Origin of the sequence: Herpetosiphon sp. NSE202, from assembly GCF_042688385.1 — a bacterium.
Taxonomy (GTDB): Bacteria; Chloroflexota; Chloroflexia; order Chloroflexales; family Herpetosiphonaceae; genus Herpetosiphon.
Genome location: NZ_JBHUPY010000018.1, coordinates 77,456 through 102,716 on the forward strand (window position 1 = coordinate 77,456; position 25,261 = coordinate 102,716).

Below are 25,261 nucleotides of genomic sequence, written 5' to 3' on the forward strand. Positions count from 1 at the left end.
CACCCGCCACGTGGGAGAGGGGGCTGGGGTGAGGGGATCAGGCAGTGGTTAACCTGATGAACTAGTACAGATATAGGCTATGGGCTATTTTGGGGAGTTCCAAACGCTTCTTTGCTTCAAAAAACACGGTTAAGGCTCAAATAAATGGGCGATAGGCAATCAAAACCATTCCTAGAGCCTATTGCCCATAGCCTATAGCCAATTATTGCAACTAGAAAAGGAGCACTGCCTTGAAATTTTCACGTGCAATTGCAACAAGGCTGTTGGTCGATGCAATCTTGATTAATGGCGGCTTGCTCTTGGCCTTTGTGGTGCGCTATATCACGATTGTGTTGCACGAACCACATTTAGCCGAACGCTTGATCTTGGATTATCGCAACCAATTTTTGAGCACAAGTTGGTTATTGACCAGCCTTGGCCTAGGCTTGCTCTGGATGTTTGGGGTTTATCACCATGTGCGCAGTTATGCGCGGCGCTTCAAAATTATGACCTTGCTCCAAGCCACCACCTTAGCCCACCTTGCCTATGGATTCAGCTTTTTCTTTCTGCGCTTCTTGCCGTTTGTTCCGCGTGGGGTGGTGGTGCTGAGTTGGGTCTTTAGCTCGGGGTTGATCATTGGTATTCGGATTGCGCGCAATGTTGTGCTCGCCGTCGATGCCTTGGAACGTCAAACACCCAAAACTGATCAGCCGATTAAGCATGTGTTGGTGATTGGCGGGGCGGGCTATATTGGCTCGTTGGTGCTGCGACGCTTGCTCAATCAAGGCTATCACGTGCGCTTGGTCGATTCGCTGATGTATGGCGATGGGGCGATTCGCGAGTTGTACAACCACCCGCAATTTGAGTTTGTCCATGGCGATATGCGCCACATCGAAACTGTCGTGCGCTCGCTGGTTGGCATGGATGCGGTGATTCACCTTGGGGCGATTGTTGGCGATCCGGCTTGTGCGATTGATGCCGATTTCAGCACCGAAATTAATCTGATTGCCACCCGCATGTTGGCTGAAGCCTGCAAAGGCTACGGCATTCGACGCTTTATTTTTGCCTCGACCTGTAGCGTCTATGGCGCGTCTGATGAATTGCTCGACGAACGGTCGGCGCTCAATCCGGTTTCGCTCTACGCTCAAACCAAAATCGACTCCGAGACAATCTTGTTGGGCTTGGCCGACCAGCAATTTGCCCCCACAATTCTGCGTTTTTCAACGATTTATGGCTTGTCGCCACGGCCACGCTTTGATTTAGTAGTCAATTTGCTTACTGCCAAAGCTGTGCGCGAAGGCAAAATTACGGTCTTTGGCGGCGATCAATGGCGGCCATTTGTTCATGCCGACGATGCAGCCCGCGCGGTTGTGATGAGCTTAAATGCCCCATTAGCAGCAGTGCGAGGCGAGATTTTCAATGTTGGCTCGGATGCGCAAAACTATACGATCAGCGCAATCGGCGAATTAATTGGCCAGTTAATTCCTGAGGCTGAGTTGGTGTTGCAAGGCAGCGATGTTGATAAGCGTAATTATCGCGTTTCGTTTGCCAAAATTGCCAAAGTGCTCGATTTCAGCCCGCAGTACACAGTTGAAGATGGCGTGCGCGAAATCGAAGCAGCCTTGCGCAAAGGCACAATTGGCGATTATTACGACTCAGCCTATAACAACCATAAATTCTTGACCAATGTTGATAATGCGCCATTGTTGCGCTTGGAAACGCCATGGGTCAACCAGCGCGAATCAATCAAGCAATGAGCCAGCCAGCATTGGCGTTGTTGCTGGCGGCGTGGTCGAGCCAACCACAGCCAAATTTAGCCAAATTATGTGCTGCCTGCGGCCCCAACGATTGGCAAACACTCGGACGCTTAGCCAATTATCACGAGGTCGAGGGCTTGCTCTGGTTTGGATTGCGCCAACAAGCCCTGCCGCCAGCCTTGGCTGAGCATTGGCGCGAACGCTATTATCTGGCTGCTTTGCGCAACGATTTGCGCTTGGAAGAATTTCAGCGCATTCAACAACTGCTCAAGGCTGAATCAATCGAGGTGGCGTTGCTCAAAGGCATGGCCTTCGCCCCAACCATATATCGCTCGCTTGGCCAGCGCCAAATGGGCGATATTGATCTCTTGATTCGGCGTGATGAGCTGCAACGAGCTTGCGCGGTGTTGTTTGCTGCTGGCTACGGCCTCAGCGAATATACAATCAACACATGGCCGCAGCAGCGGCGCAGCGGTGGCGAGGTACGCTTGCAAACTGCGAGCGGCGCAACGCTGGAACTGCATTGGTGGCTGTTTGCGGGGCATTGGTCGCGCTGGGCTGGCTTGCATGCTTATCCAGCGTGGCAAATTCAGCATGCAGAGTATCAAGCCTTGGCATTGCCAGTTTTGGAGCCGATAAGCCAACTGCTGCATACTGCCCATCACTTGGTGATTGGCAATCAATTTGGCGCTGGCATTGGCCGCATGCTGACTGATATTGATCGCTTGATTGCAACCTATGATTTCGATTGGCAGCAGGTTTGGCACGAAGCTCAACATTGGAGGTTGGCGCATGTACTTTGGGGAGTTTTGCGCTTGGCCGAGCAATGGTTTAATTCAGCAATTGAATGGCATTGGCAACCGCAGACTTGGCGCAAACTGGCTTTAGAAACGTTATTGCCAAGCCAAAAACTGTTGGGTGGCGCAGATCCGCGCTTGCGGGCTTGGTGGCGCTACGCCATTTTGGCCAGCGCTTGGGGCTAAAACAGTAGGAGCCTCATCAAGCGATGAAGCTCCTGTTGCTGTTGATTAAGCGCGAGCTGGTTGCAGCGGCTCGTTGGTTGAGCTAGGCTGAGCATTCGGCAATGTAGCTGCTCGTTTCAAACGCAGCGAGTTGGTAATGACAAACACCGATGAGAAGGCCATCGCGCCAGCGGCCAAGAGCGGCGAGAGTTGCCAGCCAGTTAGGTTGTAGAACACGCCAGCAGCAATTGGAATCCCAATCACATTGTAGATGAAGGCCCAGAACAGATTCCAGCGAATCGTGGTCATGGTGCGGCGCGAAAGCTCAATTGCTTGAGCCACGCCAACCAAATCGCCACGCAGCAAGGTAATATCGCTGGCTTCGATTGCCACATCAGTGCCAGTGCCAATCGCCACCCCAACATCGGCTTGAGCCAAGGCTGGCGCATCGTTCACGCCATCGCCAACCATCGCCACCAAGCCACCTTCTGCTTGCAATTGCTTGATTTTGGCGGCTTTGTCTGCTGGTAACACATCGGCAATTACATGTTCAACGCCTGCTTCGCGGCTAATCGCTTCGGCGGTACGTTGATTATCGCCAGTCAACATCACAACTTTCAAGCCCAAATTGCGCAATTGTTTGATTGCTGCTGGCGAAGAAGCTTTGATTGTATCGGCAACCGCCAACACGCCAGCAAGCTGTTGATCAACCACCACAACCATCGCGGTTTTGCCTTCGGATTGCCATTGATCGATTGTTGATTGAAGAGTACTCAAATCGTAGCCTTGCTCGCGAACCAAGCGCGGGCTGCCAATCACAACCTTTTGTTGATTGACCTCGGCTTCGATGCCACCACCAACAATTGCCTTGAAGTTTGCAGCTTGACCAAGGGTTGCGCCGCGAGCAGTTGCGCCTTGCACAATTGCCTTGCCCAGCGGATGCTCGGAGCCACGTTCGGCGGTTGCAGCAAGGCTCAGCAAATTGGCTTCATCAGCCAAGGCCAGAATATTGGTCAAAGTTGGCTTGCCTTCGGTAATCGTGCCAGTTTTATCGAGCACAATTGTTTGCAAGCGCACAGCACGTTCGAGGCTTTCAGCATTTTTGATCAAAATGCCATGTTGTGCCCCAACCCCAGTGCCAACCATAATTGCCGTCGGCGTGGCCAAGCCCAAAGCACATGGGCAAGCAATCACCAACACGGCGACAGCAAAGATCAGCGATTGAGTGAAGCCAACGCCGCCAACCCAATACCACAACCCAAAGGTCAGCAAGGCAATCACGATCACAATCGGCACAAACACGCCCGAAATTTGGTCGGCTAGGCGCTGAATTGGCGCTTTGGAGCCTTGGGCGGCTTTGACTAAGTTGACGATTTGGGCCAAAGCGCTGGCCTTGCCAACCGCCGTTGCGCGTAATTGGAAACTGCCAGCATTGTTGAGCGTCGCGCCAAACACGCTATCGCCAACCCGCTTTTCAACTGGCAACGATTCGCCTGTCAGCATCGATTCGTCGACTGCCGATTGGCCCATAGTCACAACGCCATCAACCGGAATTTTCTCGCCAGGCCGCACCACCACAATCTCGCCAGCTCGTACATCAGCCACTGCCAACTCAACCTCAACCCCGCCACGTAAAACCCGAGCAGTCGGCGGTTGCAGATTGATCAAGGCGCGAATTGCCGACGAAGTGGCGCTTTTGGCTTTGGCTTCGAGATATTTACCAACCAAAATCAAAGCCACAATCATCGCGGCGGTTTCAAAGTAGACGTGGCCGCTGAGCTTGAATAGTAAGACCGCCAAGCTAAAGCCATAGGCCGTAAGCGAGCCAAGTGCAATCAGCGTATCCATGTTGGCGCTGCCATGTTTGAGGTTAACCCACGCTCCACGCAGGAAATCGCGGCCACTATAAAACACAACCGGCGTTGCCATCAGGCCAAACAGCCAAGGCCAGAGATTGTAGAACGCTGGCATATGATGGCCCATATCGCCCATATCGCGAGCGCTACCCAGCCAAATTGGGCTAATCAGACTAAAGTCATGCATCATCGAGAGAATCATCAATGGCACGCCCAGCACGAGCGCCACCATCAGATTGGTGCGTTTGCGCTTGAGCTCAGCTTGGCGAGCTTGGGTTTCGCTATCCTCAGCATCCTCATCCTCGCCAGTATCGATAACGCCATAGCCAGCTTTGCTAATTGCTGCTTTGATTTGCTCAAGGCTCGCCTGATCAGGCAAATAGCGGATACTTGCGCTTTCGGTTGCCAAATTGACCGTTGCATCCAATACGCCATCGACTTTGCGCGCCGCTTTTTCTACCCGCGTCACACAAGCGGCGCAGGTCATGCCCGTAATTGGCAGCGTGCGTTCGGCGGTAATTACGCCGTAGCCGCCTTTTTCGACTGCCGCAATTAAGCTGGTCGGCGTAACAGCCGCCGGATCAAACGCAACGGTCGCTGATTCGCTGGCTAAATTGACGCTGGCCTCAGCAACGCCGCTTACTTTCTTCAAATTGCGTTCGACGCGAGTTACACAAGCGGCGCAGGTCATGCCGGTCACTGGCAACGTAAGAGTCTTTGTATCCATAACTATACCTTCAGATCTGGCGTAGTGAGTGGGATGGCGGGCTGACTGCGCAACCCGACCCAGCCACAAGCCCCTAATTTAATGGAATTGAATTAGCGAATGGCGAAACATCATAGCCAGCTTCGCTGATTGCCGTCACCAATTGGTCGCGGCTCACTTGCTCGTTGCTTTCGACTTTGACGGTTTTGCTAGCCAAATCGACCAGAACATTTTGAACCCCAGCGACGGCGCTTACTTCGGTGTTGATTGCGTTGACACAGTGTTGGCATGAGATGCCTGGAACGTTGAAGCTTTCGGTTTTCATTGCTTACTCCTTATTGATCACCCCCCCACCCAGGGGGGGTATGTATAAACCATAACACGCTGTTTAGGGCTTGTCAATCAAATTGGCAGCCAATTTAGCAGAATGTTAATTGGTTATTGGGGATCGGGTGCTAGGGATTGGTTGTTGGGAGTTGGGGGCAAGGATGAGAACAGAAAACAGAGAACAAATCAAAAGGCAAAAATCAAAAGGCAGAATGGGGCAAGGATGAGAACAGAGAACATAAGATTGGCTATTGGCTATGTGTATTAGTTCATTGCATTAGCACCCATGTTCCCTCACCCCCCAACCCCCTCTCCCACTGAACGCGGGCGAGGGGGAGCACTGGTTTTTACCGACGGATTGCGCAAGAACCACGGCGTTAAAGCCCCTCGCCCGCCACGTGGGCGAGGGGTTGGGGTGAGGGGATCAAGCCGTGGTTAACCTAATGAACTAGTACAGCTATTGGCTATTGGCTATTGGCTTTGGGCTGGCACGATCATAATCCCACGAATCTGTGCCAATCTGTGGCTAAAAAACCTCGCCTTCGTGTGCTTCGCGATCTTCGTGGATCAAATGCTTAACGCAGAGGCGCAGAGTAACCGAAGGATGAGGGATGAAAACCAGAAGTCAAAATCAAAAGGCAGAAGCCCCAAAGCCGATAGACTCATGCCAAAAGCCATTAGCCTCATCCCATTCGTGGTTCCGGTTGCTGACCCTGACACCTGCCCCTAATCCCTAACTTTTCTGCTTGACATTTTGGCGATCGTGACGAAGATTGAACCAGAATTGTGTTGAGGTTGCACTATGAAAATTGGCTTTGTCTTTGATGATCACATGCACCGGATTGGTGGCATTCAGGTTTATATTCGGGGTTTGTACCATTATTTTGAGAGCCTAGGCCACGAAGTGGTGATTTTTGCTGGTGGTAGCCAGTTTGATAACGCTAAATTGGCCGAGCGGATTATTCCTTTGGGCATTTCGTTGCCAACCTATGGCAGCGGCTCGAATACCTCGTTGCCAATCTGCCTTGAATCCAATCGGCGGTTGCGCGAGCTGTTAGAGGCCGAGAACTGCGATATTTTGCATATTCAGACGTTGCACTCGCCAACAATGGGTGGGCGAATTTTGGCCAATTCTAAGGCTTGCCATATCTCGACCTTTCATAATCGGGTTGATGAAGCATGGAAATTACAGGCTTTGCGCATGGCCAAGCATATCTTGCCCGATTTCTTTCGCCATGTGCATGGCCGAATTGCTGGTTCGCAGGCAGCAATGGAGACGGCGCATGCGATTTTTGGCAAGCAAGATGAATACACGGTCATTGCGAGCGGCATCAATCTTGAGCGCTTTGAGGATGCAGCCAATTTGCCTCGCCTACGCCAATATGATGACGATAAAATTACCCTCTTTACGCTTGGGCGTTTGGAGCAGCGCAAAGGTGTGGAGTATTTGCTGCGCGCTTATGCCTTGCTGCAAAAAGATTATCCCAACCAACTACGCCTTGTAATTGCTGGTGATGGGCCGTTGCGCGAAGAATTGCATGCCCTAGCCGACCAATTGCACTTGAAAAATGTAGAATGGCTTGGCTATGTGACCGATTTGGCCTTGCCGCATTTGATGGCAAGCGCCGATATTTTTTGTGCGCCAGCAATTGGTCAAGAGAGTTTTGGCTATGTGATTGTCGAGGCGATGGCGCTTGGTTTGCCAGTCGTGGCGGCAGCTAATGCGGGCTATGCAGGCGTTTTGGTCAATCATCCAGGTAATTTAGCCGTGCCACCGCGCGATCCACGGGCAATGGCTGGGGCAATTGCCAGCTTTATCGCCAGCCCAGCAGCGCGCAAAAAAATTGGCCAATCGAATCGCCAACAGGCCAAAGGCTATAGCTGGCAAGTGATTGGCGACCAAATTATGGAGTTTTACAAAAAAACTTTAGCCCAAACTGTGCAATAGTGCCAAGCGATTAAGCGCTTTTTTGTGTAGTTTGCATAACAGGCGCTTAATCTTTTTATGCTATAGTAAGGCCTATGCCAACGGTGGCAACGAACCCCAATGTGGTGGATTCTAACGATGAGCTATCTAGAGGAGGCGCATATGCGTTCCCATGATTATTCAATCGAAGAAGCCGCCGGATTAATGCAGCTTTCCGAAGATACCGTGCGGCGTTGGGTAAGCAAAAAGTTGATTGGCGCGTATCAACTTGGGCGTGGCTGGCGAATTTCCGAAGATGAGATTCAAAATATCTTGAAGGCGCGCTACGAAATGGAGCAAGAACGCCAATTTGCTCCAAGCGCTGCCTAGGTTTCAACTTTTTTGGCAGACAACCCAAAGCCCGCTGGATTCTTCACGAATCCAGCGGGCTTTTTTTAATTTCAGGCGCTGAGGTCTTAAACATCTCTCCTCGCAAATGCTATGGCCGAAGCAGAAAGTTGGATTAAATAGAGCTGCATGATGCAAAACACGCGATAGATTGTTATACTTAATGCTACTTTTGAGTGAGGATAGTATGGACTTTTTCGAAAAACCTTTTGATAATAGCGCTAATCAAGCAGCCCAACCAACTCCCGTTGAGCCTAATCAACTAACAATCCTTGATGATTGGCGCAAATTCCCTGCTCACTTTATGTTCCTGAACGAATTTCGATCTGCTACAAATCCACAAATCTTTGCCGAGGTTAGTGTAGGCGAACTTTGGTATTCAGTCCTCGACGAACCTCCAAAACTCACGATTGAGCGTTGGATTCAGGATGGAATCTTGGTTCGCCCTTCAATCAACACGTTACTTGACGAATTGACTGAGCTGCAACTCAAAACATTGGCTCAAGAACGGGATTTAGATAGATCTGGCCAAAAAGCTGACCTTATTGCTCGCTTGATTGAGGCTGATCCGGCGGGAATGGCTGCGATTGTAGCAGATAACCCATTGCTTATCCTAAGCGACTATGGGGAATCACTGGTTGAACCCTTTCTTGAGTATGAGGCCCAACAGCGAGTCATCGCAGAAGCAGCGTGTATGGCTGCATTGAACGAGGGTGAATTCTATCGAGCTGAGCAGATTGCATTGCATGAGTATCATTCGGGTGTGTTTCCAATAGATTTTTATAATGATGACGTAGCGCTCTTGTTGAGCATCTTTATGACCCATCCATTTAGTTATTTCGATCAGCTTGAAGATGCCCATCAATACGCTATTCGCCTTGCTACGGCAATGCGCTTTTTATGGGGCAATGAGTTAACCCGCTGGTTGCCTAATGCTATAGCTGGAGATAATCGTTTTAGCGCTGCCCAGCTAGCTCAGTTGTTGAATGACTATACGTTTCATATTGCAACCATCCAGATCTATACGAAGGATTGGATTGATACCACGGTTGAGATTGTGGCTAGCCCAGAAGCATGCCCTGTATGTCAAAAGCTTAACAACATCTATCCAGTAGCTGAAATTCCGATGTTGCCACCGAAGGATTGCCAGAGTCCGCTCAGTTGCTATTTTGATTATATTGATCAAACTAATTATTTCAACCCAGATGGAACTTGCATTATAGGTAATTAAACATCTCTCCTCGCAAGGTGTTTATTTGGTGGCAATATGCACGGCAACTGCGCCCAAGCCCAATTGATTCCAGGTCACATCGCGCCAGCCACATTCGGCGATAATTTGGGCTAGCTCAGGTGGTTGCGGAAAGATCGATGCAGATTGAGGCAAATAGGTATACGCGCGATTGTTGCCGCCAACGATGCTGCCAATAATCGGCACAATGTTGTTGAAATAGAATTGATGGCCCCAACGCACCAAGGGATTTTTGGGCCGAGCAACTTCTAAGCATGCCAATTTGCCACCTGGCTTGGTGACGCGTGCCATTTCGCTAAACGCTTGGCGAATATCCACGATGTTGCGCATGGCAAAGCCAGTAGTCACAATATCAAACGATTCGTCGGCGAATGGCAGTTGCATCCCATCGCCATTAACAAAACTATGGTCAGTTGTGTCTTGGTCGCGTTTGGCTTGGCCCGCCGCCATCATGGCAAAAGTAAAATCCAACCCAACTACGCCAATCTGCGGCATGGCACGTTGCAAAATTGGCAGAAAATCGCCTGTGCCAGAGCCAACATCCAAGGCCCACGTAGCTTGTTGTTGCTTGATGCGTTTGGTTGCCCAACGCCGCCAGCCTTGATCCAGCCCAAAGGTCATTAGCCGATTCATCAGATCATAGCGTTCGGCAATGGCTGTGAACATGGCATTAACATAGACTGCTTTCTCAGCGGATTGTGGCAAGACAGACATTATTCAAGCTCCAAGCCAGCCCATTGCTGGTCACTATCAAGCTCAGGGCTTAGCCCCAAGGCAACTAAAGCGCGGGCCGCCACAAAATCGACGACTTCGGCAACCGTGGTTGGGCGAGCGTAGAAATTGGGCATTGGCGGTACAAGCCGCACGCCGCGCTGCGATAAACGCAACATATTTTCCAAATGCACGCTCGAAAGCGGCGTTTCGCGCGGGACGACGACTAAGCGCCGTCCCTCTTTTTGGGTCACATCGGCCACGCGCAACAGCAAATTGTTGGCGAGGCCAGCAGCCAAGGCCGCAACCGTGCCCATCGAACAGGGCACAATTAGCATGCCATAAACTGGGTACGAGCCGCTGGCAATCGTTGCCGCCTGATTGTTGGGATTATGCTCGGTGATTAGGCCCGAAGCCTGCCAAGCAGCAACCGCTTCGGCCCAAGATTCGCCTTGTTCTTGGCGCCAAACGATCCGCGCTGAGGAGGTGGCAACCAACTCAATTGGGTGTTCGAGCGCAATCAATCGTTCGATCACGCGCTTGGCTAGCGCCGCACCGCTTGCACCACTAACCCCAACCACCACCGGCAAACGCTTACTCATCGTCCCAAAGCTCCAGCAATTCACGCCATTCGTTTTCCAACTCTTCTCGGCGCGCAGCATAGTAGATATGGTCAACGCCATCTTCATCGCGATAGACGAGATCGACCTGCGAGCGCATTGGCCGCATATAGCCAATATTGCCCCACCAGCGCACCGAAGCCTCGTCAATTGGCAGATCTTCGAGGAACATGCGGGCGGCATATTCGCGCACCGTACCTTGCTCAAGATCCAAATCGCGCCATGGGTCGCTGACCTCGCCGCTGCGCAAATTGCGGAAGCGGAAGGAGCGGCCAAAATCGCTTTCTTCCATTGCCACAACTTCGATGCCTGTGGTTGGTGGCTTGACCCGAATCAAATTGAGCCATGCTTCGGTCAATTTGGCGCGGGTTACATCGTTGAAGGTTTGGAAATCTTCATCTTCTTTGTTTTTCATAGCAAGGTCGAAACGCATTTTTTCGTCGTTGCCATAGATGCGCCATAAGCCGCCGCGGCCCTTCCAACGATATTTACGGTCGCCCCAAGGCAGCCAATTGTCTTCGTTGTCAGCTTCTGCATCGTCGATTGGCGGGCTAAAGCTGCGTGGTGCGCTGATTGGCGCATGATCGTCGTTATCGTTGGCATCGACCGCAAAACTATCGTTGATGCCGAGCAGCGCGCGCCAACCCTCGCCAAGGCCCCATTCAGAAACGCCATAGAAAATATGGTCGATTACGCCTGAGGCATCGCGATGAATCAGATCGTATTTGGTGCGATTGCCTTGCTGGAAGGTGCGCCAAACGCCAAGCCGTCCATACCAACGCACATCTTCGTTGAGGTCAATTTTGGCATCGCGCAATTCTTCGTGGCGCGAGATGGCATAAGCCCACAACCCTTGAGCGCGATCGCGTTCAACGCCGGTGGTGGTGCGCAAATCACGCACTTCGTAGGTCCAAACTGAGTTGCGTTTTTGCTCGCTCACAATTTCGACCCCTGAGCGTGGCAATTCGAGATCTTCGCCATTATCAAGTGGCGACATCATGCTGCGAACCAAAGCGCGGCGGGCAAGTTGCAATAATTCTTCGCGGTTGGCGACCTGCGTTTGATCGTCGCGACGCACATAGACTGCGCCATTGCTTGCAACATAGGGTGGCAATTCATCGGGCTTAACTTCAACCCGCACAACATCGCGTTCTTGATATTGCATTAATTCGAGGCTGAGATTTGGTTGCGGGTCGAGGTTTTGAGCCACAAGTTGCTTAATTTGCTCGCTTATGCTGCTTGCTGAGACTGTTTGCTCGCCATCGGTGCCAATTAAGATCACCCCGCCATCAGCATTGGCAAGGGCTGCCACATCGTGCCAAACTTGCGCCAGATACTCCTCGGTTGCCGGACGGGCAATTAAGTGGCGCGAATCGCCATTCAGTCGCACGTTATCAATCTCCCATTGCTTTTGGTCGCGGCGTGGCACGCGCACCTTATCGATTTGCTTGCTATTCAACAAAGTTTTCAAGGCATCGAATGAAGCTTCGGACAAAAGTGCCTCGAAATAGCGGTCGCCAACGCCATAGAGTTTTTTGCTTTCTTGGTCGTCGGCAGCGGCGCGATTGATGCGATGAGCATCGGAGCCTTGAATACAGAACATTGGCCGTTCGTAGTAGGTATGTTGGCCATTATAAAAGGTTGGGCTGAGGTAACTTTCGTGTGAAGCGTAGAAATGGACAAATTCGAGAGCGTGTAAATAGGGGCTTTGGGTTGCGGCGACGCGCGATTGACCGCTATTGCCAAAGCGAATTGATTCGCTGACCACACCAGAATGGGCATTAACGTGGGCGGCAATTACGATGCCCCCAGCCCGATTGATAATCTCATAGGCTTCGGTAACGTGTTTGGTGTTGGAGATTGAGCATGAGCCAGCCTTTAATTCTTGAGCTGGAATACCCAATTGCAACAAGACTGCTTCAAGCACGCTGAGCGGAGTGGTTGGGGCAAAAAGGGCCAGAATATGCGAACCATAGTGGCTGGTAAATTCAAAGCCTGGCAGCACAGTCAGTTGAGCCAGCAATTGTTGATATTCGCCGTAGCGTTCGCGCTCCTCGGGTGTACAGCGGTCGGCTTGCACAAAGCGTTCGAGTAAGGCTAATTCATCGCGAAATTGCTCATAGCCGCGAATCGTGTTGTGGTCGGTAAAGGCAATAATATCAAGTTGATGGGCGGCGGCGGCCCGTAAAATATCGAGATAACTTACCTCAGGTTCGGCATAATCTTCAGATGCTGGCGTATGGATATGTAAATCTAAACGCATCCATCGCTCGGAAGGCGCAGATAACTGCTCATCGCTAAACGTCATTTTCCGTTTTACTCCATCAAGATCAATGTTTTTTCTTTTGCCAAAAACTCTCGACTTCTCGTGTCGATTTTGTTCGTCATGATACCTCAATCTGCTCAGGGCAGCAATTTACTTAAATTTGACCTCTGGGTCGCAAATATGTTCTATTGTTTCCCGTGAAACAATCAAGTTTTGGCTTAAAGCAACTTAGTTATCAAGAAGTTATCCACAGCATGTGGATAACTTTGGTTAATTGCTAATGTGGAAAAGCTGTGGGAAATGTGTATAACTTGGCCATTTTAGGCGCTAAGGTTGATTCGCGGTTAAGCAATTGCGGATAGTCGTGCATATCTTCACATGTGATCGAGTAAATTCGCACGCTATAAAAACAGCGTGCTGTTGTTTAGGCAGCACGCTGTTGATTCAATACTTTAAATGTTTCACGGGAAACATTTAGGCCTGGTACGTCCAAGATTGACCTGGTTGCAAGGCCACAATTTCTGTTTTCAACTCAAGCTTATTCAACTCATTTTGCAAGGCTTCAGGGTTGCCATGCAAGGCAGGGAACGTGCCGTAATGCTCTGGAATTGCGAATTGCGAGCCGATTAATTTGAGGGAATGAGCTGCTTGGCGTGGCCCCATGGTATAGAAATCGCCAATTGGCAAAATAGTTACGTTGGGCTGATAGATTTCGCCCATCAAGGCCATATCGCTGTGGATACAGGTATCGCCCGTCACATAGACCACACAGCCATCGGAAAATTCGAGAATAAAACCACATGGATCGCCCAAATAGAGTGAAATATTGCCACTGGTGATGCTGCTGCTATGGTGTGCTGTGGTTAATGTTGCTTTGATGCCAGCAATCTCGATGCAACCGCCTTTATTATAGCCAATACATTGTGTCGCAGCGACACCTTGGCCTTGCACCCAGCCAATTAATTCGGCAATGCCAGCAATTGGCGCTTTGCTTTGGTTGGCAAGCTCAACCGCGTTACCGGTGTGGTCGCTATGACCGTGAGTGAGCAAAATCGCATCAACATGCTCAAGCTCAGCCTTAGCCGAAGCAGGAAAGCTTAGATTATGTTCGTACCAAGGATCAAGAATAATCCGTTTGCCTTCGGGCGTGACGAATAAAAAGCTGGCGTGACCAAGCCAAGTGATGGTCGTGTTGGCCATGAAATGATCTCCTTACACACCAAATACTGCTAACTCGCTAAAATTCTACCACAGCCGTTCGAATAAAGGCATGGTTTCCAAGGGCGCAGGATAATTGTAGAGCCAAGTTTCGCCATCGAATTTCTCACCAGTCCAATAATCGCGCCAACCACCTTCGGGCAAGTAGATGTCACGTTGGTAGCGCTTGGCTTGGAGAATCGGCGCAGCCAAATATTGCTCGCCAAACAACCATTGGTCGCCAATAAAGCGTGTGCTGGCATCGTCGGGGTAGTGCCACCACAAAGGCCGTACCAGCGGCGTGCCGTCGGTTGTGGTTGCTTGCAACAATTCAGCGATATATGGCTCTAGCTCAGCGTGCAATTGCGCATAACGCTGGCAAATTTGGCTGGTTTCAGCATCATATTGCCAAGGCGCAATTGAGAATTGCATGGCTGGCAAGAGCGCAGTAACTTGGGTCCAACGAATTAGCAATTCACGTTCGGGAAACTCGCCATTATAGGCATTGCCGCCAATCATATCGGGCAAAACATAGGGATAACCGATCACGCTCATAGTAAGCGCTTGAGTGACAACCGCATGCAAGCCATTATCCATGCCCCAGCGGCTCCATTTATCCCATTCGCGGAAGAAAATTGGCTGTTGTTGCGAGCGCCAACCAGTGCGCACCTCCGTCCATTGCCACGATTGAGCCACGAAGGCAACGTAACGATCGCTATATTGATTGGGAGTCATTGGCAGATGGGTTTTGGCTTCAGCTGGCAAGAAATTGCCTTCAGCACCATCGAATTTAAAGCCATCGATGCCATACAAGCTTTGCAAGCGTTCTAAGCCTGCTTGCCACCATTCCAATGCCGCTGGATTCGAAACATCCAACAGACCGCCCCAACCTTGCCACCAACGAGTTAAATAGGGTTGATCATTGCCAGGATGTTTGACCAAATAGCCGTTGGCTGCTGCTTCGGCAAATGCTGCACTCTTGGGATCGAAAAATGGAGGAATCCACAAGGTTACTTTATAGCCAAGCTGATGCAACTGATCGACCATTGCCTTGGGATCGGGAAACTTGCCCAGATCGAATTCTAAATCGCCATAGGCTGTTTGCCAGCGATCATCGATTTCGAGCACGGAGTAGGGATACTGTTGATCGATGATTTCTTGGGCAAAGGCCAAGGTTTGAGCTTGATCGATATCCATTTTATAGCGTGCCCAGGTTGTCCAGATTGGCTTGCTGAACATGGCCAAGGGCGGCGCGACTTTGGGATAGCCAAGTTTTTGAATAATCTGTTGGGCAGCGAGGCTCACATTCTCAGCAATCACCAGATCGAGTACCAAGCGCGTGCCTGCATAATGTATTTCGCTGCCATCCAAGCCAGCACCAAATGGAGTTGGCGAAGGAAATTGCAATAGGCGAATGAGGCCAGCAGGATCGCTATCGATCGTGACGTGCAATGGGCCAGTATCTTCGGCAACCATCAACGCCACGCCATTCGCGCCAATCCAAACTGGCGTAACAATATTAAGCGTGCCATCATCGGCGTGATCGTAGGTAATGAAGGGTTGGCTTTGCACGCCAGCCAAATTGAGCGGCCAGCTTTGGATCACGCGTTCGCCCATGCCATACCACGAGCCTGCTGGCTGAATGCCGATTGCAAGGCCAATTTGGGCAACTTGATGTTTCACGTGAAACACCAAGCGATAGCCTGTTGGTGTAGTTTCGAGATTCAATTCAAAGGTTTGGTTATCGAAGCTAGTGTATTGCACTGTATCTGGCTGGATTTGCACGCCCATTGCGGCAAACTGCGAGCCATATTGAGCCAAATAGGGCTGAATCGTCAGCACCTCTTCATCATCGCGTTGAAACACCAATAAGCCTGTTGATTCAAGGGTATATGCCATAAATACCTCAGGTAGTGATCAGTCGTTGCAATCTATTATAGTGGGAATAGAGAACATACAACATAGAATATAGAGCATAGAACATAGAGCATAGATGTACTGGTTCATTGGGTTGGCAACGAGATTCATGCCCTTACCCTCAGCCCTTCTCCCACTGAACGCGGGCGAGGGGAGCACTGATTCAGCGGTTCCCCCTCGCCTCGCAGGCGGGTTAGGGGGTGAGGGGACAATCGAAGGTTAACGCAGTGAACCAGTACACATAGAACATAGAACATAGAGCATAGAACACAGGGGAATGTATGAAGGATGAAGGCAAAGGGCAACGATTAACGCAGCGGCGCAGAGGGACGATAGCTATTGGCTGATGGCTTTGGGCTATGGGCTATTGGAACATAATCAAAGCAATCTGTACAATCGGTGGCGAAAACAGCCTTCGCGTCCTTCGTGGTTTCAGCCCTTCGTTAACGCAGAGCACAGAACACAGAACATAGAGCATATGGCTATTGGCCAGCGGAACAATTGTTTATATACCAAGGATCTCCGATAGCCCATAGCCTGTAGCCAATTAACCCTTCGCGCTCTTCGTGATTTCATTCTTACGCACTTTGCAATTCAATCAAGGTTTCACGTGAAACATAGTTGCGATCAAAATCGATCAGATTTTAGTTACCAATTGAGCATTCAAAACAGTCAAAACATCTATCAATTAAAATCGTTTTATCCCTTTATAGCAATCTATTTTTATATTGATTGTAAGCATTTTTACGTTATTTAAAACCTCGTTCGTTCAGTTGACAAAGTATTAGCAGTAGGCTATGATCGCAGCACCGCTAAAGTTTGTTTGACGACGCAACAAATCAAGGACAATGCAGTTCAAATAAAAACCCTTACCAAAGGAGCCGTCCATGCGTGACACAGCCCATCGTCGGAGCCTAATCAGCCGAATGCTGCTGATTAGTATGCTATTGGCGTTAATGATCCCCACGCTTAGTCCTCAAACTCCCGTGGTTGCCGCTCAACCCAGCAAGGTTGATTTGGCCGCAACCAACGCTCCCACTGTTTCCAATGCTCAAGTTAATTGGTGTTTCGCTGGTGCGTTCCAAGGCTGGAACAACAGTGCAACCCAAGCCAATGATGAAGGTCTCAATGGCGATCTAGTCGCTGGCGATGGCATCTATTCATTTGATGCTGTTGTACCAACTGCTGGCCGCTCAGAATGGAAGGCCGTCATTTGTGGCGATTGGGGAACCTCGGTTCCTGCTGGCCCCAATGCTTGGATGAATACCACCCAAGCTAATCAAACAGTCAAATTGACCCTCGATACCAACAATTACAGCAATAATGCTGGCAATCATGGCGTGCCAAGCCAAAATATCGTTCACGCCTACGATTCAGGCTTTGCCAATTGGACGGCTGTTGGTACCTTCCAAAGTGCTTCTTGGACAAACAACGACCCTGCCACAGCCATGGCCAACATTGGCAACGGCTGGTATTCGTTGGTCTATACCGTGCCAAGCGCTGGTACGTATGAAGGTAAAGCAACTCATACTGGCGATTGGACAACCCAAGTCAATTCCCTTGGCCGCGCCATTGATCAAGGCAACATTGGCTTTACCACCACCGAAGCCAATCAAAAAGTAACGTTTTTGCTCGATACCAACACCAGCCGCCTGACGATTCGCCCACAAACTGCTGGCAACACTGGCCCTTGGTGTGCGCCAGGCAGTTACCAAAACCCGGGCTGGCAAGAAACTGGCAATCCATTGGTCGATAACGGCACTCAAGGCGACTTGGTAAGCGGCGACGGCGTTTTCAGCCGCGATGTTGTCGTGCCAACCGCTGGCACCTACGAATGGAAGGTTAATGCGTGTAATTGGGCAACTGCCTTCCCTGCTGCCAACGCTTGGATTTACACAACCGAGCCAAATCAAACCGTAAAATTGTTGTTCGATAGCAACAATCACGCAAATGATAACGGCTGGGATTTGCTGCCAAGCCAAAACATTGTCAATGCACTCGATTCATCAAATGATTTCACGGTAGTTGGTGCATTCCAAGGCTGGAGCAATAACAATCCCACCACCAAGATGAGCCAAATCGCATCCAATCAATTTGTACTACGCTACACCGTGGCCGCACCTGGCGATTATGGCGCTAAGTTCACCCGCACCGGCTCTTGGACAGAGCAATACAATGCTCAGGGTCGGGTTTTTGATGCTGGTGAGCCGGCTCCAATCGGCTTTACGACAACCACATTGAATGAAACCGTTGTGTTTTATTTGGATAATCGCACTGGCCGCGTGGCGATTACGCCGCAACGTGATGGCCAAATTCCCGATTCTGTCATTGGCGATGGCTTGATCAATCGCGATGCAATCGAGCACCATAGCCGCGAATCGCTCTATCGCGTGCCATTCGGCGCTGCTCCGCTCAATCAAGCGGTCAAATTGCGCTTGCGCACCGCTGCTCACGACATCACTCAAGCGCGGATTCGTTTGTATTACACCGCCAACAACGGTCAAAGCATTCAACGTATGACCAAAGTTGCTAGCGACGAAAGCTACGACTATTGGGAATACACCATGCCAGCCCAAACTGTGCTGGGCGTGGTTTACTATCGTTTCATCCTCGAAGATGGTAGCACAACCGTCTTCTACGAAGATGATAGCTTGTTCGATGGTGGCTTAGGAGAGGTGGTCAACACCAGCGCTGATCGCTCGTGGAATATCTACATCTACGACCCAGCGTTTACCACGCCTGAATGGGCGCAAAACGCCACGATTTATCAAATTTTCGTCGAGCGCTTTCGCAATGGCGATGTTGGCAACGACCCAACCGGTGTAGCAACCGACACGACCTACCCCGGGCGCGGCTGGTTCTACCCAACCGAGCGCGGCCATCGCTTCCCAGTCACGCCGTGGAACTCGATTGTGCCCGATCCAGAACCATTTACCGACCCAAGCAACCCATGGTGGTCGACTTACAGCAGCACCATGTATGGTGGCGACTTGAACGGGGTCCAAGATAAACTCGATTATTTGCAAGAGTTGGGCGTAACCACGCTCTATCTCAACCCAATTTTCGATAGCCCATCGAACCACAAATACGATGGTCGCAACTATCGCACGGTCGACCCAGCTTTTGGTGGGCAACAAGCCTTTGATGATTTGGTCGAAGATGCCCACAATCGGGGCATGACGGTGGTGCTCGACGGCGTGCCAAATCACGTCAGCAGCGATAGTCCATTCTTTGATCGCTTTGGCCGCCACCCAGAAGTTGGCGCATGCGAAAGCGTCAATAGCCCTTATCGCACATGGTTCTTCTTTGAACCAGCTGCTGAGCCAGGCACGGGCGTATGTGCAGGCGATAGCAACTATCGCGGTTGGTTTGGCGTAGCAACCCTGCCCCAAATCAACACCAACCACCCAGAAGTAATGGCCTATTGGTTTGGCACGCCTGGCGGCAACCCCAACTTGCCAACCAACACCGCCAGCTACTGGGTCGATGGCGAAAACAAAGCCGACGGCTGGCGCATCGACGTTGTGCCCGATGTGATTGGGGTCAACCCAACCTTCTTCGAAACGTGGCGCGACGTGATGAAAGCCGCCAATCCCGATTCTGTGCTCTACTCCGAAACTTGGAGCGAAGGCGATGTGCGCGATCGGGTGCTTGGCGATGAATTCGACAGCACCATGAACTATCGCTATCGCCGCGCGGTCTTGGGCTTCTTGCGCGATACCCGCTGGGTCGATGGCGACGGTGGCCAAGAGATCGATCCGCTTTTGCCAAGCCAATTTGTCAACAGCTTTGAAACCATCCGCGAGGATTATCCAGCGCCAGCCTACAATTCAGCAATGAACTTGATCGACAGCCACGATACCAATCGGGCCGTGCATGTGCTGAACGAATTGGGCTTTACTGGCGAGGGCTACGATCGCCAACCAGTCGATAATTTTGTTGATGCGCGCCATCGCTTGTCGTTGGTTGCAGCTTTGCAAATGACCTTGCCAGGTGCGCCAACCATCTATTATGGCGATGAAGTTGGCTTAACTGGCTATGGCTTCGATGTGCCACGCGACGATCCATACAACCGCCAACCCTACCCTTGGACTGACCAAGCAGGCTACAACAGCTTGCCAGAATGGCGCAAAGCAGACACCAATTTGTTGGCGACCTACCAACGCCTCGGTCAATTGCGCCGCGACTACAGCTACTTGCGCACTGGCTCGTTCGATGTGCTGAGCGCCGACGATGCCAACAAAGTCTTGGCCTATGGCCGCAAAGACGAAAATGGCGCGGCAATTGTGGTCTTCAACCGCGATAGCCAAGCGCATACGGTCGAGTTGAATTTGGCTGGCTACGTGCCAACAGGCACCGTGCTGACCCGGACTATGCCATTGAGCCAAACTGGCTTGTTGCCAGCGACCGATGTCACAACCTATACCTTCAGCGTTGCGCCGCAAAGCGTTGGCATTTGGTTGACTCCTGATAGCGTTGATATGAGCGCGCCTGCTGCGCCAACCAACTTGCAAGTGACCAATCAATTGTCACAAAGCATCGAGCTTAGCTGGAATAGCGTGGCAACTGCCCAAAGCTACAACATCTATCGCTCAATTGTCAGCGGTGGTGGCTACGAACTGGTTGGCAACACCACCAATACCAACTTTAGCAATGCTGGGCTAACGCCAGGCCAACGCTACTACTATGTCGTCAAAGCTCTGCGCAATGGCTTAGAAAGCGCCGCCAGCAACGAAGTTTCGGGCTTGCCAGCGTATGTGATTAACTGGTCGAATCTGCAATTCCCAGCAGCAATTACCCACACGATCAGCATTACCAACCCAACGACCAACATTTATGGTCAGGTCTACATCGAAGGTGTGACTAGCGAAGCTGGGGCAACGCCGAGCTTGTTGGCAGAAGTTGGCTATGGCCCCGATGGCTCGCAGCCAAGCGCTGCTAGCTGGCAATGGTTCGATGCCAGTTTCAATGTACAAAATGGCAATAACGACGAATTTGTCGGCAATCTGCTGCCCACCAGCGTTGGTAGCTTCGATGTTGCCTATCGCTATAGCACCGATGGCGGCACAAGCTGGATTTACGCCGACCTTGATGGCTCGGCCAATGGCTACTCGCCAGCCCAAGCAGCAAGCTTGTTGGTGCAGGCCAGCAGCGATACAACCGCACCAAGCGCGCCACTTAACTTGCGTGAAGTGCGCCGCTCAGCCGCACAAATTGTCATTGGCTGGGATGTTTCAAGCTCAAACGATACCTATCGCTACGATGTGTATCGCGATGGCAACGCAATTGCCTCGGTATTACACCCAACCACAATCTTCACCGATACCGAAGTAACGGCTGGCATTACCTATACCTATCAATTGAAGGCGCTTGATGGCTCGTTCAATCAATCGGGCTTCTCGAATAGCGTCGATATTCGTGCTGAACAACGAGTCGTCGATGTGACCTTCCGGGTCAAAGTGCCCGCTGAAACGCCCGCCAACGAAAGCGTGTATATCGCTGGCAACGATGGCGCGGTCTTCAACGGCGCTTGGTCGGCCAACGGCCAAATTCTGCAACGGGTGCTGACCGATACTTGGGAATTTAGCAAGCCAATTCTCGAAGGCACGGTCTTGGATTACAAATACACGCGTGGCACATGGGAACGGGTCGAATCGTGGGGCACGATCGAAGGCTTCAACAATCGCCGTGTGACGATTGAATATGGCAACGACGGCCATTTCATCGTGAACGATACCAATACCAACTGGGGCACTGGCGACGACAACCGCAAGGCTGTTCAAGCTTGGCGCGACCCCTTGGTCAGCAGCAGCTCAATTGCCAACAACGCAGTTGAGGTTGCACCAACCGCCAATCTCTCAATTACATGGTCGCAAGTTGTTACCGCAACCATGCCAATTAGCAACGTCTTGGTCTTGACCAACGCCCAAAATCAGCCCGTCGCTGGAACAGTGGTCGCTACCAGCCCTACAACCTTCAGCTTCATCCCCGCAGCACCACTGCCAAACGGAACCTACACGCTAACTGCATTCAATGTTCGGCGGGTCATTGGTGATCCATCGCCAATGCAACAACGCTACGTTGTACGCTTCACGGTTGGTCGCGAAGGCTTCAAAATCTTCCTGCCAATCGTTGGACGAACCAACTAACTCTCATTCTTGCCCGCTAATTGAATACCGATAATGGTGTCGGGGTATTGTCGCTGGCCTAGCCAGCGCGATACCCCGTTTTGCACCGCTCAATGGTGAGGCTCTGTTGGTTGTTGTGAGGATGGTCTAGGCCGCCATCGTTGCGAGCACCAACAGAGAGCATAGGAAGCCGAGCGCTCGACGCTAGGTTTGGTGTGCCTAAAATTTGGCGCACGGCTCCTATTGAAACGTTGGTGTTTCACGACAAATACTCTAACAACGATGTAAACGGAGTTATTCATGCGCAACAAACGATTTGGCGGATTGCTCGCGTTGGTGCTGTTGGTTTTGGCATTGCTGCCAACGCCCAAGTCGGTCGCTGCTGGTGATAATAATGTGCATTGGGATGAGCTGTATCATGCTGCTCCCAACGCCAACCCACGCACCGAACTTGTGCCAGGTGAGAGTTTTAGCTTTCAACAAGGGGCGAGCAATGGCACGATTGTTTCAACCACCAATGTTCAAATTTCAATTTTGGCGCTGGCTGGCGATTTGACCAGTGCCCAAATTCGCTATTGGAACGGCAGTGAGCAGCTGGTGGCGATGACCAAAGTCAAAACCCTCAGCGCTAGCTTCCGAAATACAGCCAATACGAATTACGATCTGTGGCGCGGCACAATTCCAGCCCAAGCCGCTGGTACGACGGTTTATTATCGGGTTCGGGTCTATGATGGCAGCGTTTTGGCGTTGCTCAAAGCCCAAAATGGCACCTATGTTAATCCACGCGGCCAGCATGTACGCGGCACAAACTACGATCCCGACGATTATAGTTTTATCGTGCAAAGTGGCACGAATCCAACTGCCACGCCAACCATTGCCCCAACTGCAACTCGCACGCCAACTCCAAGCGCGACCGCGACCAAAACGCCAACCACGGTTGCAACGCCATCACGCACGCCAACCGCAACTAACACGCCAATCCCCACGGTTTCAGCAACACCAACCGGGGCTTGTAGCGGCGCAGCAGTCGGCAATAACACCATCATCAGCAGCGCAGTTTATCACGATAGCACCAACAGCGTCTACCGCGATCCGCTTGGCTCGCTGCAAGCAGGCCAAGCGGCCAGCATTCGTTTGCGCACTTGTAGCAACGATGTCAGCGCCGTGAGTTTGTCGGTGTGGTTAACTGGCGCGCCCTACAGCCAACCATCATTCAACTATCCCTTGAGCGTGGTCAGCAATGATGGAACCTACGCCATGTGGCAGGCCAGCGTGCCAGCACCCAGCACCTCAACCGATCAGTGGTATCAATTCAAACTCAACGATGGCGCGACGCTTGGCTATTATGTGGTTGCCAACACCAGCAACACTGGCCCGGGCGTGTGGAGCGCAACGGAACTTGATCGTTCGTGGAAGTTGGGCACTGTGCCAGCCCCGCCCCAAGATTACGCCGTGCCAACATGGCTGCAAGATGCGGTTATCTACCAAATTTTCCCTGATCGCTTTCGTGATGGCGATAGCACCAATAATTTCAACAATGTGCGCGTCTATGGCCCCAACACCTGCAATGGTTATAGTGGCGCAGGCGCACCTAATTGTGTGGCCTCGATTCACAGCAATTGGAACGAAACCCCAACCACGCCCGGCTATGGCATCGATTTCTATGGCGGCGACTTACAAGGTATCGTCGATAAAATCAATGCTGGCTACTTCAACGATCTAGGCGTAAATGTGTTGTATCTCAACCCGATTTTCGATGCTTCATCGAACCATGGCTACGATACCAACGATTATTATGGCATCAACCCACGCTTTGGCAATTTGGCAAAATTCGACGAGCTGATTGCCGCCGCCGATGCCAAAGGCCTCAAAGTGATTCTCGATGGTGTGTTCAACCACGCAGGTATGGATAGCATTTATTTGCAAGGATACCCAGGCTATAAAACCGACCGCTGGACAGGCATCAACGGTGCATGCGAATCGACTGCATCGCCCTACCGCAGCTGGTTTACCCAAGGCTCAGCAGGCACGAGCGGCGCGTATCCATGTGCTGGCAGCTGGGGCTGGAAGGGTTGGTATGGGTATGAAACCATTCCCGAATTTATCGAAAACGACCCAGTTAAGCAATTCTTCTATCGCGATGGCAGCGCCCAAAGCCCGAATGGCAAATCAGTTACCCGCTTCTGGCTCGAACGCGGCATCGCTGGCTGGCGCTTCGATGTCGCCCAAGACATCACCCACGCTTGGTGGAGCGATATGCGGCCCTACGTCAAAAATGGCTATGGCGATAGCGAAAGTTTATTGCTTGGCGAGGTGACTGGCGGCTGTGATTGGGGCTTGTATCGTGCCTATCTCAACCAAAACGAGCTTGATTCAGTGATGAATTATTGTTTCCGCGATTGGGCGGTGAGCTTTGCCAATGGCAATGCGCCAAGCTCATTCGACAGTAGCTACAATGCTTTCCGCGCTCAAATGCCTGCCACGCCATGGTTTGGCATGATGAACTTGGTCAGCTCGCACGATTCGACCCGCGCCTTGCGCTTGCTCAACGACGATAAAGCGCGCATGAAATTGATGGTGTTGTTGCAAATGACCTTGCCAGGCGCGCCATCGGTCTATTATGGCGATGAAGTTGGGGTAACTGGCGGCGGCGATCCCGACAATCGCCGCACCTATCCATGGGCCGATAAAGGCGGCAGCCCCGATACAGCGATGTATACCCATTTCAAAAAACTAATCGGCCTACGCCGAACCTATCCAGTGTTGAGCAGCGGCGATGTTGCAACCCTGCTGGTTAATGACGCAAGCAAACTGTATGGCTATCGGCGTTGGAAAGGCACGCAAGAAGCAGTCGTTGTGCTCAATAACGGCACGGCCAACCAAACCGCCACCATCGACGTGAGCCACTTAGCCAATGGCACGGTATTGACTGATCGCTTGAATGGCGGCAGCTACACCGTTAGCAATGGCCAACTAACTGTGCCCGTTTCAGCTCAATCGGGCGTGATATTGGTGAAGTAAGTTATTCCCTCACCCCCCAGCCTTTCAAGGGTCGGTTTTGAGCGATTGGTCGGCGGTGGAGCGTTCCCTCACCCCCCAGCCCCCTCTCCCACTGAACGCGGGCGAGGGGGAGCCGACCATTTTTCGCCAAGGAATTGCGGGAGAACCAGCGCGTTGAAGCCCCTCGCCCGTTGGACGGGAGAGGGGTTGGGGTGAGGGGATCTTAACAACCGACCCTTGAAAGCCAGCCTACGAAAACGCGGGCGAGGGGT

The 25,261-nt window shown here is 51.4% G+C and carries 14 protein-coding genes; 7 read left to right on the forward strand and 7 right to left on the reverse strand.

The genetic code is table 11. The annotated features are described in order from the left end of the window. Window positions 1-230 precede the first annotated feature (230 nt). Both ACFMKP_RS20715 and ACFMKP_RS20720 read left to right on the forward strand, forming a co-directional pair. Window positions 231-1,736 carry an NAD-dependent epimerase/dehydratase family protein gene (locus ACFMKP_RS20715; protein WP_382294686.1) on the forward strand — a complete coding sequence of 502 codons (1,506 nt, stop codon included), beginning with the start codon at window positions 231-233 and terminating at the stop codon, window positions 1,734-1,736. Further along, window positions 1,703-2,719, forward strand: coding sequence for a nucleotidyltransferase family protein (locus ACFMKP_RS20720; RefSeq protein ID WP_382294688.1), 1,017 nt, complete (start codon window positions 1,703-1,705; stop codon window positions 2,717-2,719). Before ACFMKP_RS20715 ends, ACFMKP_RS20720 begins: the two co-directional genes overlap by 34 nt. 45 nt (window positions 2,720-2,764) lie before the next feature. On the opposite strand, the gene ACFMKP_RS20725 is transcribed toward ACFMKP_RS20720, so the two are convergent. Together ACFMKP_RS20725 and ACFMKP_RS20730 are read right to left on the reverse strand one after the other, a co-directional pair. After that, window positions 2,765-5,281 (reverse strand): heavy metal translocating P-type ATPase, encoded by a 2,517-nt coding sequence (locus tag ACFMKP_RS20725; RefSeq protein ID WP_382294690.1) that lies wholly within the window; start codon window positions 5,279-5,281, stop codon window positions 2,765-2,767. A 73-nt stretch (window positions 5,282-5,354) separates the two neighbouring features. Next, window positions 5,355-5,585 (reverse strand): heavy-metal-associated domain-containing protein, encoded by a 231-nt coding sequence (locus ACFMKP_RS20730; RefSeq protein WP_054536187.1) that lies wholly within the window; start codon window positions 5,583-5,585, stop codon window positions 5,355-5,357. An 804-nt stretch (window positions 5,586-6,389) separates the two neighbouring features. Here ACFMKP_RS20730 and ACFMKP_RS20735 point away from each other — a divergent pair. The 3 genes from ACFMKP_RS20735 to ACFMKP_RS20745 all read left to right on the forward strand — a co-directional run bounded on the left by ACFMKP_RS20735 (window position 6,390) and on the right by ACFMKP_RS20745 (window position 9,132). Continuing rightward, window positions 6,390-7,535: a glycosyltransferase family 4 protein gene (locus ACFMKP_RS20735; protein WP_382294693.1), complete on the forward strand. Its 1,146-nt coding sequence runs from the start codon at window positions 6,390-6,392 to the stop codon at window positions 7,533-7,535. Window positions 7,536-7,676: 141 nt separating this feature from the next. Beyond that, window positions 7,677-7,883 (forward strand): helix-turn-helix domain-containing protein, encoded by a 207-nt coding sequence (locus tag ACFMKP_RS20740; RefSeq protein WP_164689660.1) that lies wholly within the window; start codon window positions 7,677-7,679, stop codon window positions 7,881-7,883. Between the two features lie 205 nt (window positions 7,884-8,088). After that, window positions 8,089-9,132 (forward strand): SAP domain-containing protein, encoded by a 1,044-nt coding sequence (locus tag ACFMKP_RS20745; RefSeq protein WP_382294695.1) that lies wholly within the window; start codon window positions 8,089-8,091, stop codon window positions 9,130-9,132. A gap of 21 nt (window positions 9,133-9,153) precedes the next feature. On the opposite strand, the gene ubiE is transcribed toward ACFMKP_RS20745, so the two are convergent. From ubiE to ACFMKP_RS20770, 5 genes are all read right to left on the reverse strand, one after another. Further along, complete coding sequence (ubiE, locus tag ACFMKP_RS20750; protein WP_382294697.1) at window positions 9,154-9,864, reverse strand: bifunctional demethylmenaquinone methyltransferase/2-methoxy-6-polyprenyl-1,4-benzoquinol methylase UbiE; 711 nt, start codon at window positions 9,862-9,864, stop codon at window positions 9,154-9,156. Further along, entirely contained in the window at window positions 9,864-10,463 is a 600-nt protein-coding gene (locus ACFMKP_RS20755; RefSeq protein ID WP_382294698.1) for a UbiX family flavin prenyltransferase, read from the reverse strand. The genes ubiE and ACFMKP_RS20755 overlap by 1 nt, the downstream gene beginning before the upstream one ends. After that, window positions 10,456-12,789 (reverse strand): RNA-binding domain-containing protein, encoded by a 2,334-nt coding sequence (locus ACFMKP_RS20760; RefSeq protein WP_382294700.1) that lies wholly within the window; start codon window positions 12,787-12,789, stop codon window positions 10,456-10,458. The genes ACFMKP_RS20755 and ACFMKP_RS20760 overlap by 8 nt, the downstream gene beginning before the upstream one ends. A gap of 432 nt (window positions 12,790-13,221) precedes the next feature. Then, entirely contained in the window at window positions 13,222-13,947 is a 726-nt protein-coding gene (locus tag ACFMKP_RS20765) for a metal-dependent hydrolase (RefSeq protein ID WP_382294702.1), read from the reverse strand. A gap of 45 nt (window positions 13,948-13,992) precedes the next feature. Then, a complete protein-coding gene (locus tag ACFMKP_RS20770) occupies window positions 13,993-15,843 on the reverse strand; it encodes a TIM-barrel domain-containing protein (protein ID WP_382294704.1) in 1,851 nt (616 codons plus the stop codon). Between the two features lie 905 nt (window positions 15,844-16,748). Between ACFMKP_RS20770 and ACFMKP_RS20775 the strand changes: the two genes are divergently transcribed. Together ACFMKP_RS20775 and ACFMKP_RS20780 are read left to right on the forward strand one after the other, a co-directional pair. Continuing rightward, on the forward strand, window positions 16,749-22,010 hold the full coding sequence (locus tag ACFMKP_RS20775; RefSeq protein WP_382294706.1) for an alpha amylase N-terminal ig-like domain-containing protein: 5,262 nt from the start codon (window positions 16,749-16,751) through the stop codon (window positions 22,008-22,010). 279 nt (window positions 22,011-22,289) lie between these two features. Continuing rightward, window positions 22,290-25,010 carry an alpha-amylase family glycosyl hydrolase gene (locus tag ACFMKP_RS20780; RefSeq protein WP_382294708.1) on the forward strand — a complete coding sequence of 907 codons (2,721 nt, stop codon included), beginning with the start codon at window positions 22,290-22,292 and terminating at the stop codon, window positions 25,008-25,010. Window positions 25,011-25,261: the final 251 nt, after the last annotated feature.

Bases quoted from the DNA above. Each gene is read 5' to 3' on its own strand.
- ACFMKP_RS20720 (WP_382294688.1), top strand. From the start codon at position 1,703: ATGGGTCAACCAGCGCGAATCAATCAAGCAATGAGCCAGCCAGCATTG.
- ACFMKP_RS20725 (WP_382294690.1), bottom strand. From the start codon at position 5,281: ATGGATACAAAGACTCTTACGTTGCCAGTGACCGGCATGACCTGCGCC.
- ACFMKP_RS20730 (WP_054536187.1), bottom strand. From the start codon at position 5,585: ATGAAAACCGAAAGCTTCAACGTTCCAGGCATCTCATGCCAACACTGT.
- ACFMKP_RS20735 (WP_382294693.1), top strand. From the start codon at position 6,390: ATGAAAATTGGCTTTGTCTTTGATGATCACATGCACCGGATTGGTGGC.
- ACFMKP_RS20740 (WP_164689660.1), top strand. From the start codon at position 7,677: ATGCGTTCCCATGATTATTCAATCGAAGAAGCCGCCGGATTAATGCAG.
- ACFMKP_RS20745 (WP_382294695.1), top strand. From the start codon at position 8,089: ATGGACTTTTTCGAAAAACCTTTTGATAATAGCGCTAATCAAGCAGCC.
- ubiE (WP_382294697.1), bottom strand. From the start codon at position 9,864: ATGTCTGTCTTGCCACAATCCGCTGAGAAAGCAGTCTATGTTAATGCC.
- ACFMKP_RS20755 (WP_382294698.1), bottom strand. From the start codon at position 10,463: ATGAGTAAGCGTTTGCCGGTGGTGGTTGGGGTTAGTGGTGCAAGCGGT.
- ACFMKP_RS20760 (WP_382294700.1), bottom strand. From the start codon at position 12,789: ATGACGTTTAGCGATGAGCAGTTATCTGCGCCTTCCGAGCGATGGATG.
- ACFMKP_RS20765 (WP_382294702.1), bottom strand. From the start codon at position 13,947: ATGGCCAACACGACCATCACTTGGCTTGGTCACGCCAGCTTTTTATTC.
- ACFMKP_RS20770 (WP_382294704.1), bottom strand. From the start codon at position 15,843: ATGGCATATACCCTTGAATCAACAGGCTTATTGGTGTTTCAACGCGAT.
- ACFMKP_RS20775 (WP_382294706.1), top strand. From the start codon at position 16,749: ATGCGTGACACAGCCCATCGTCGGAGCCTAATCAGCCGAATGCTGCTG.
- ACFMKP_RS20780 (WP_382294708.1), top strand. From the start codon at position 22,290: ATGCGCAACAAACGATTTGGCGGATTGCTCGCGTTGGTGCTGTTGGTT.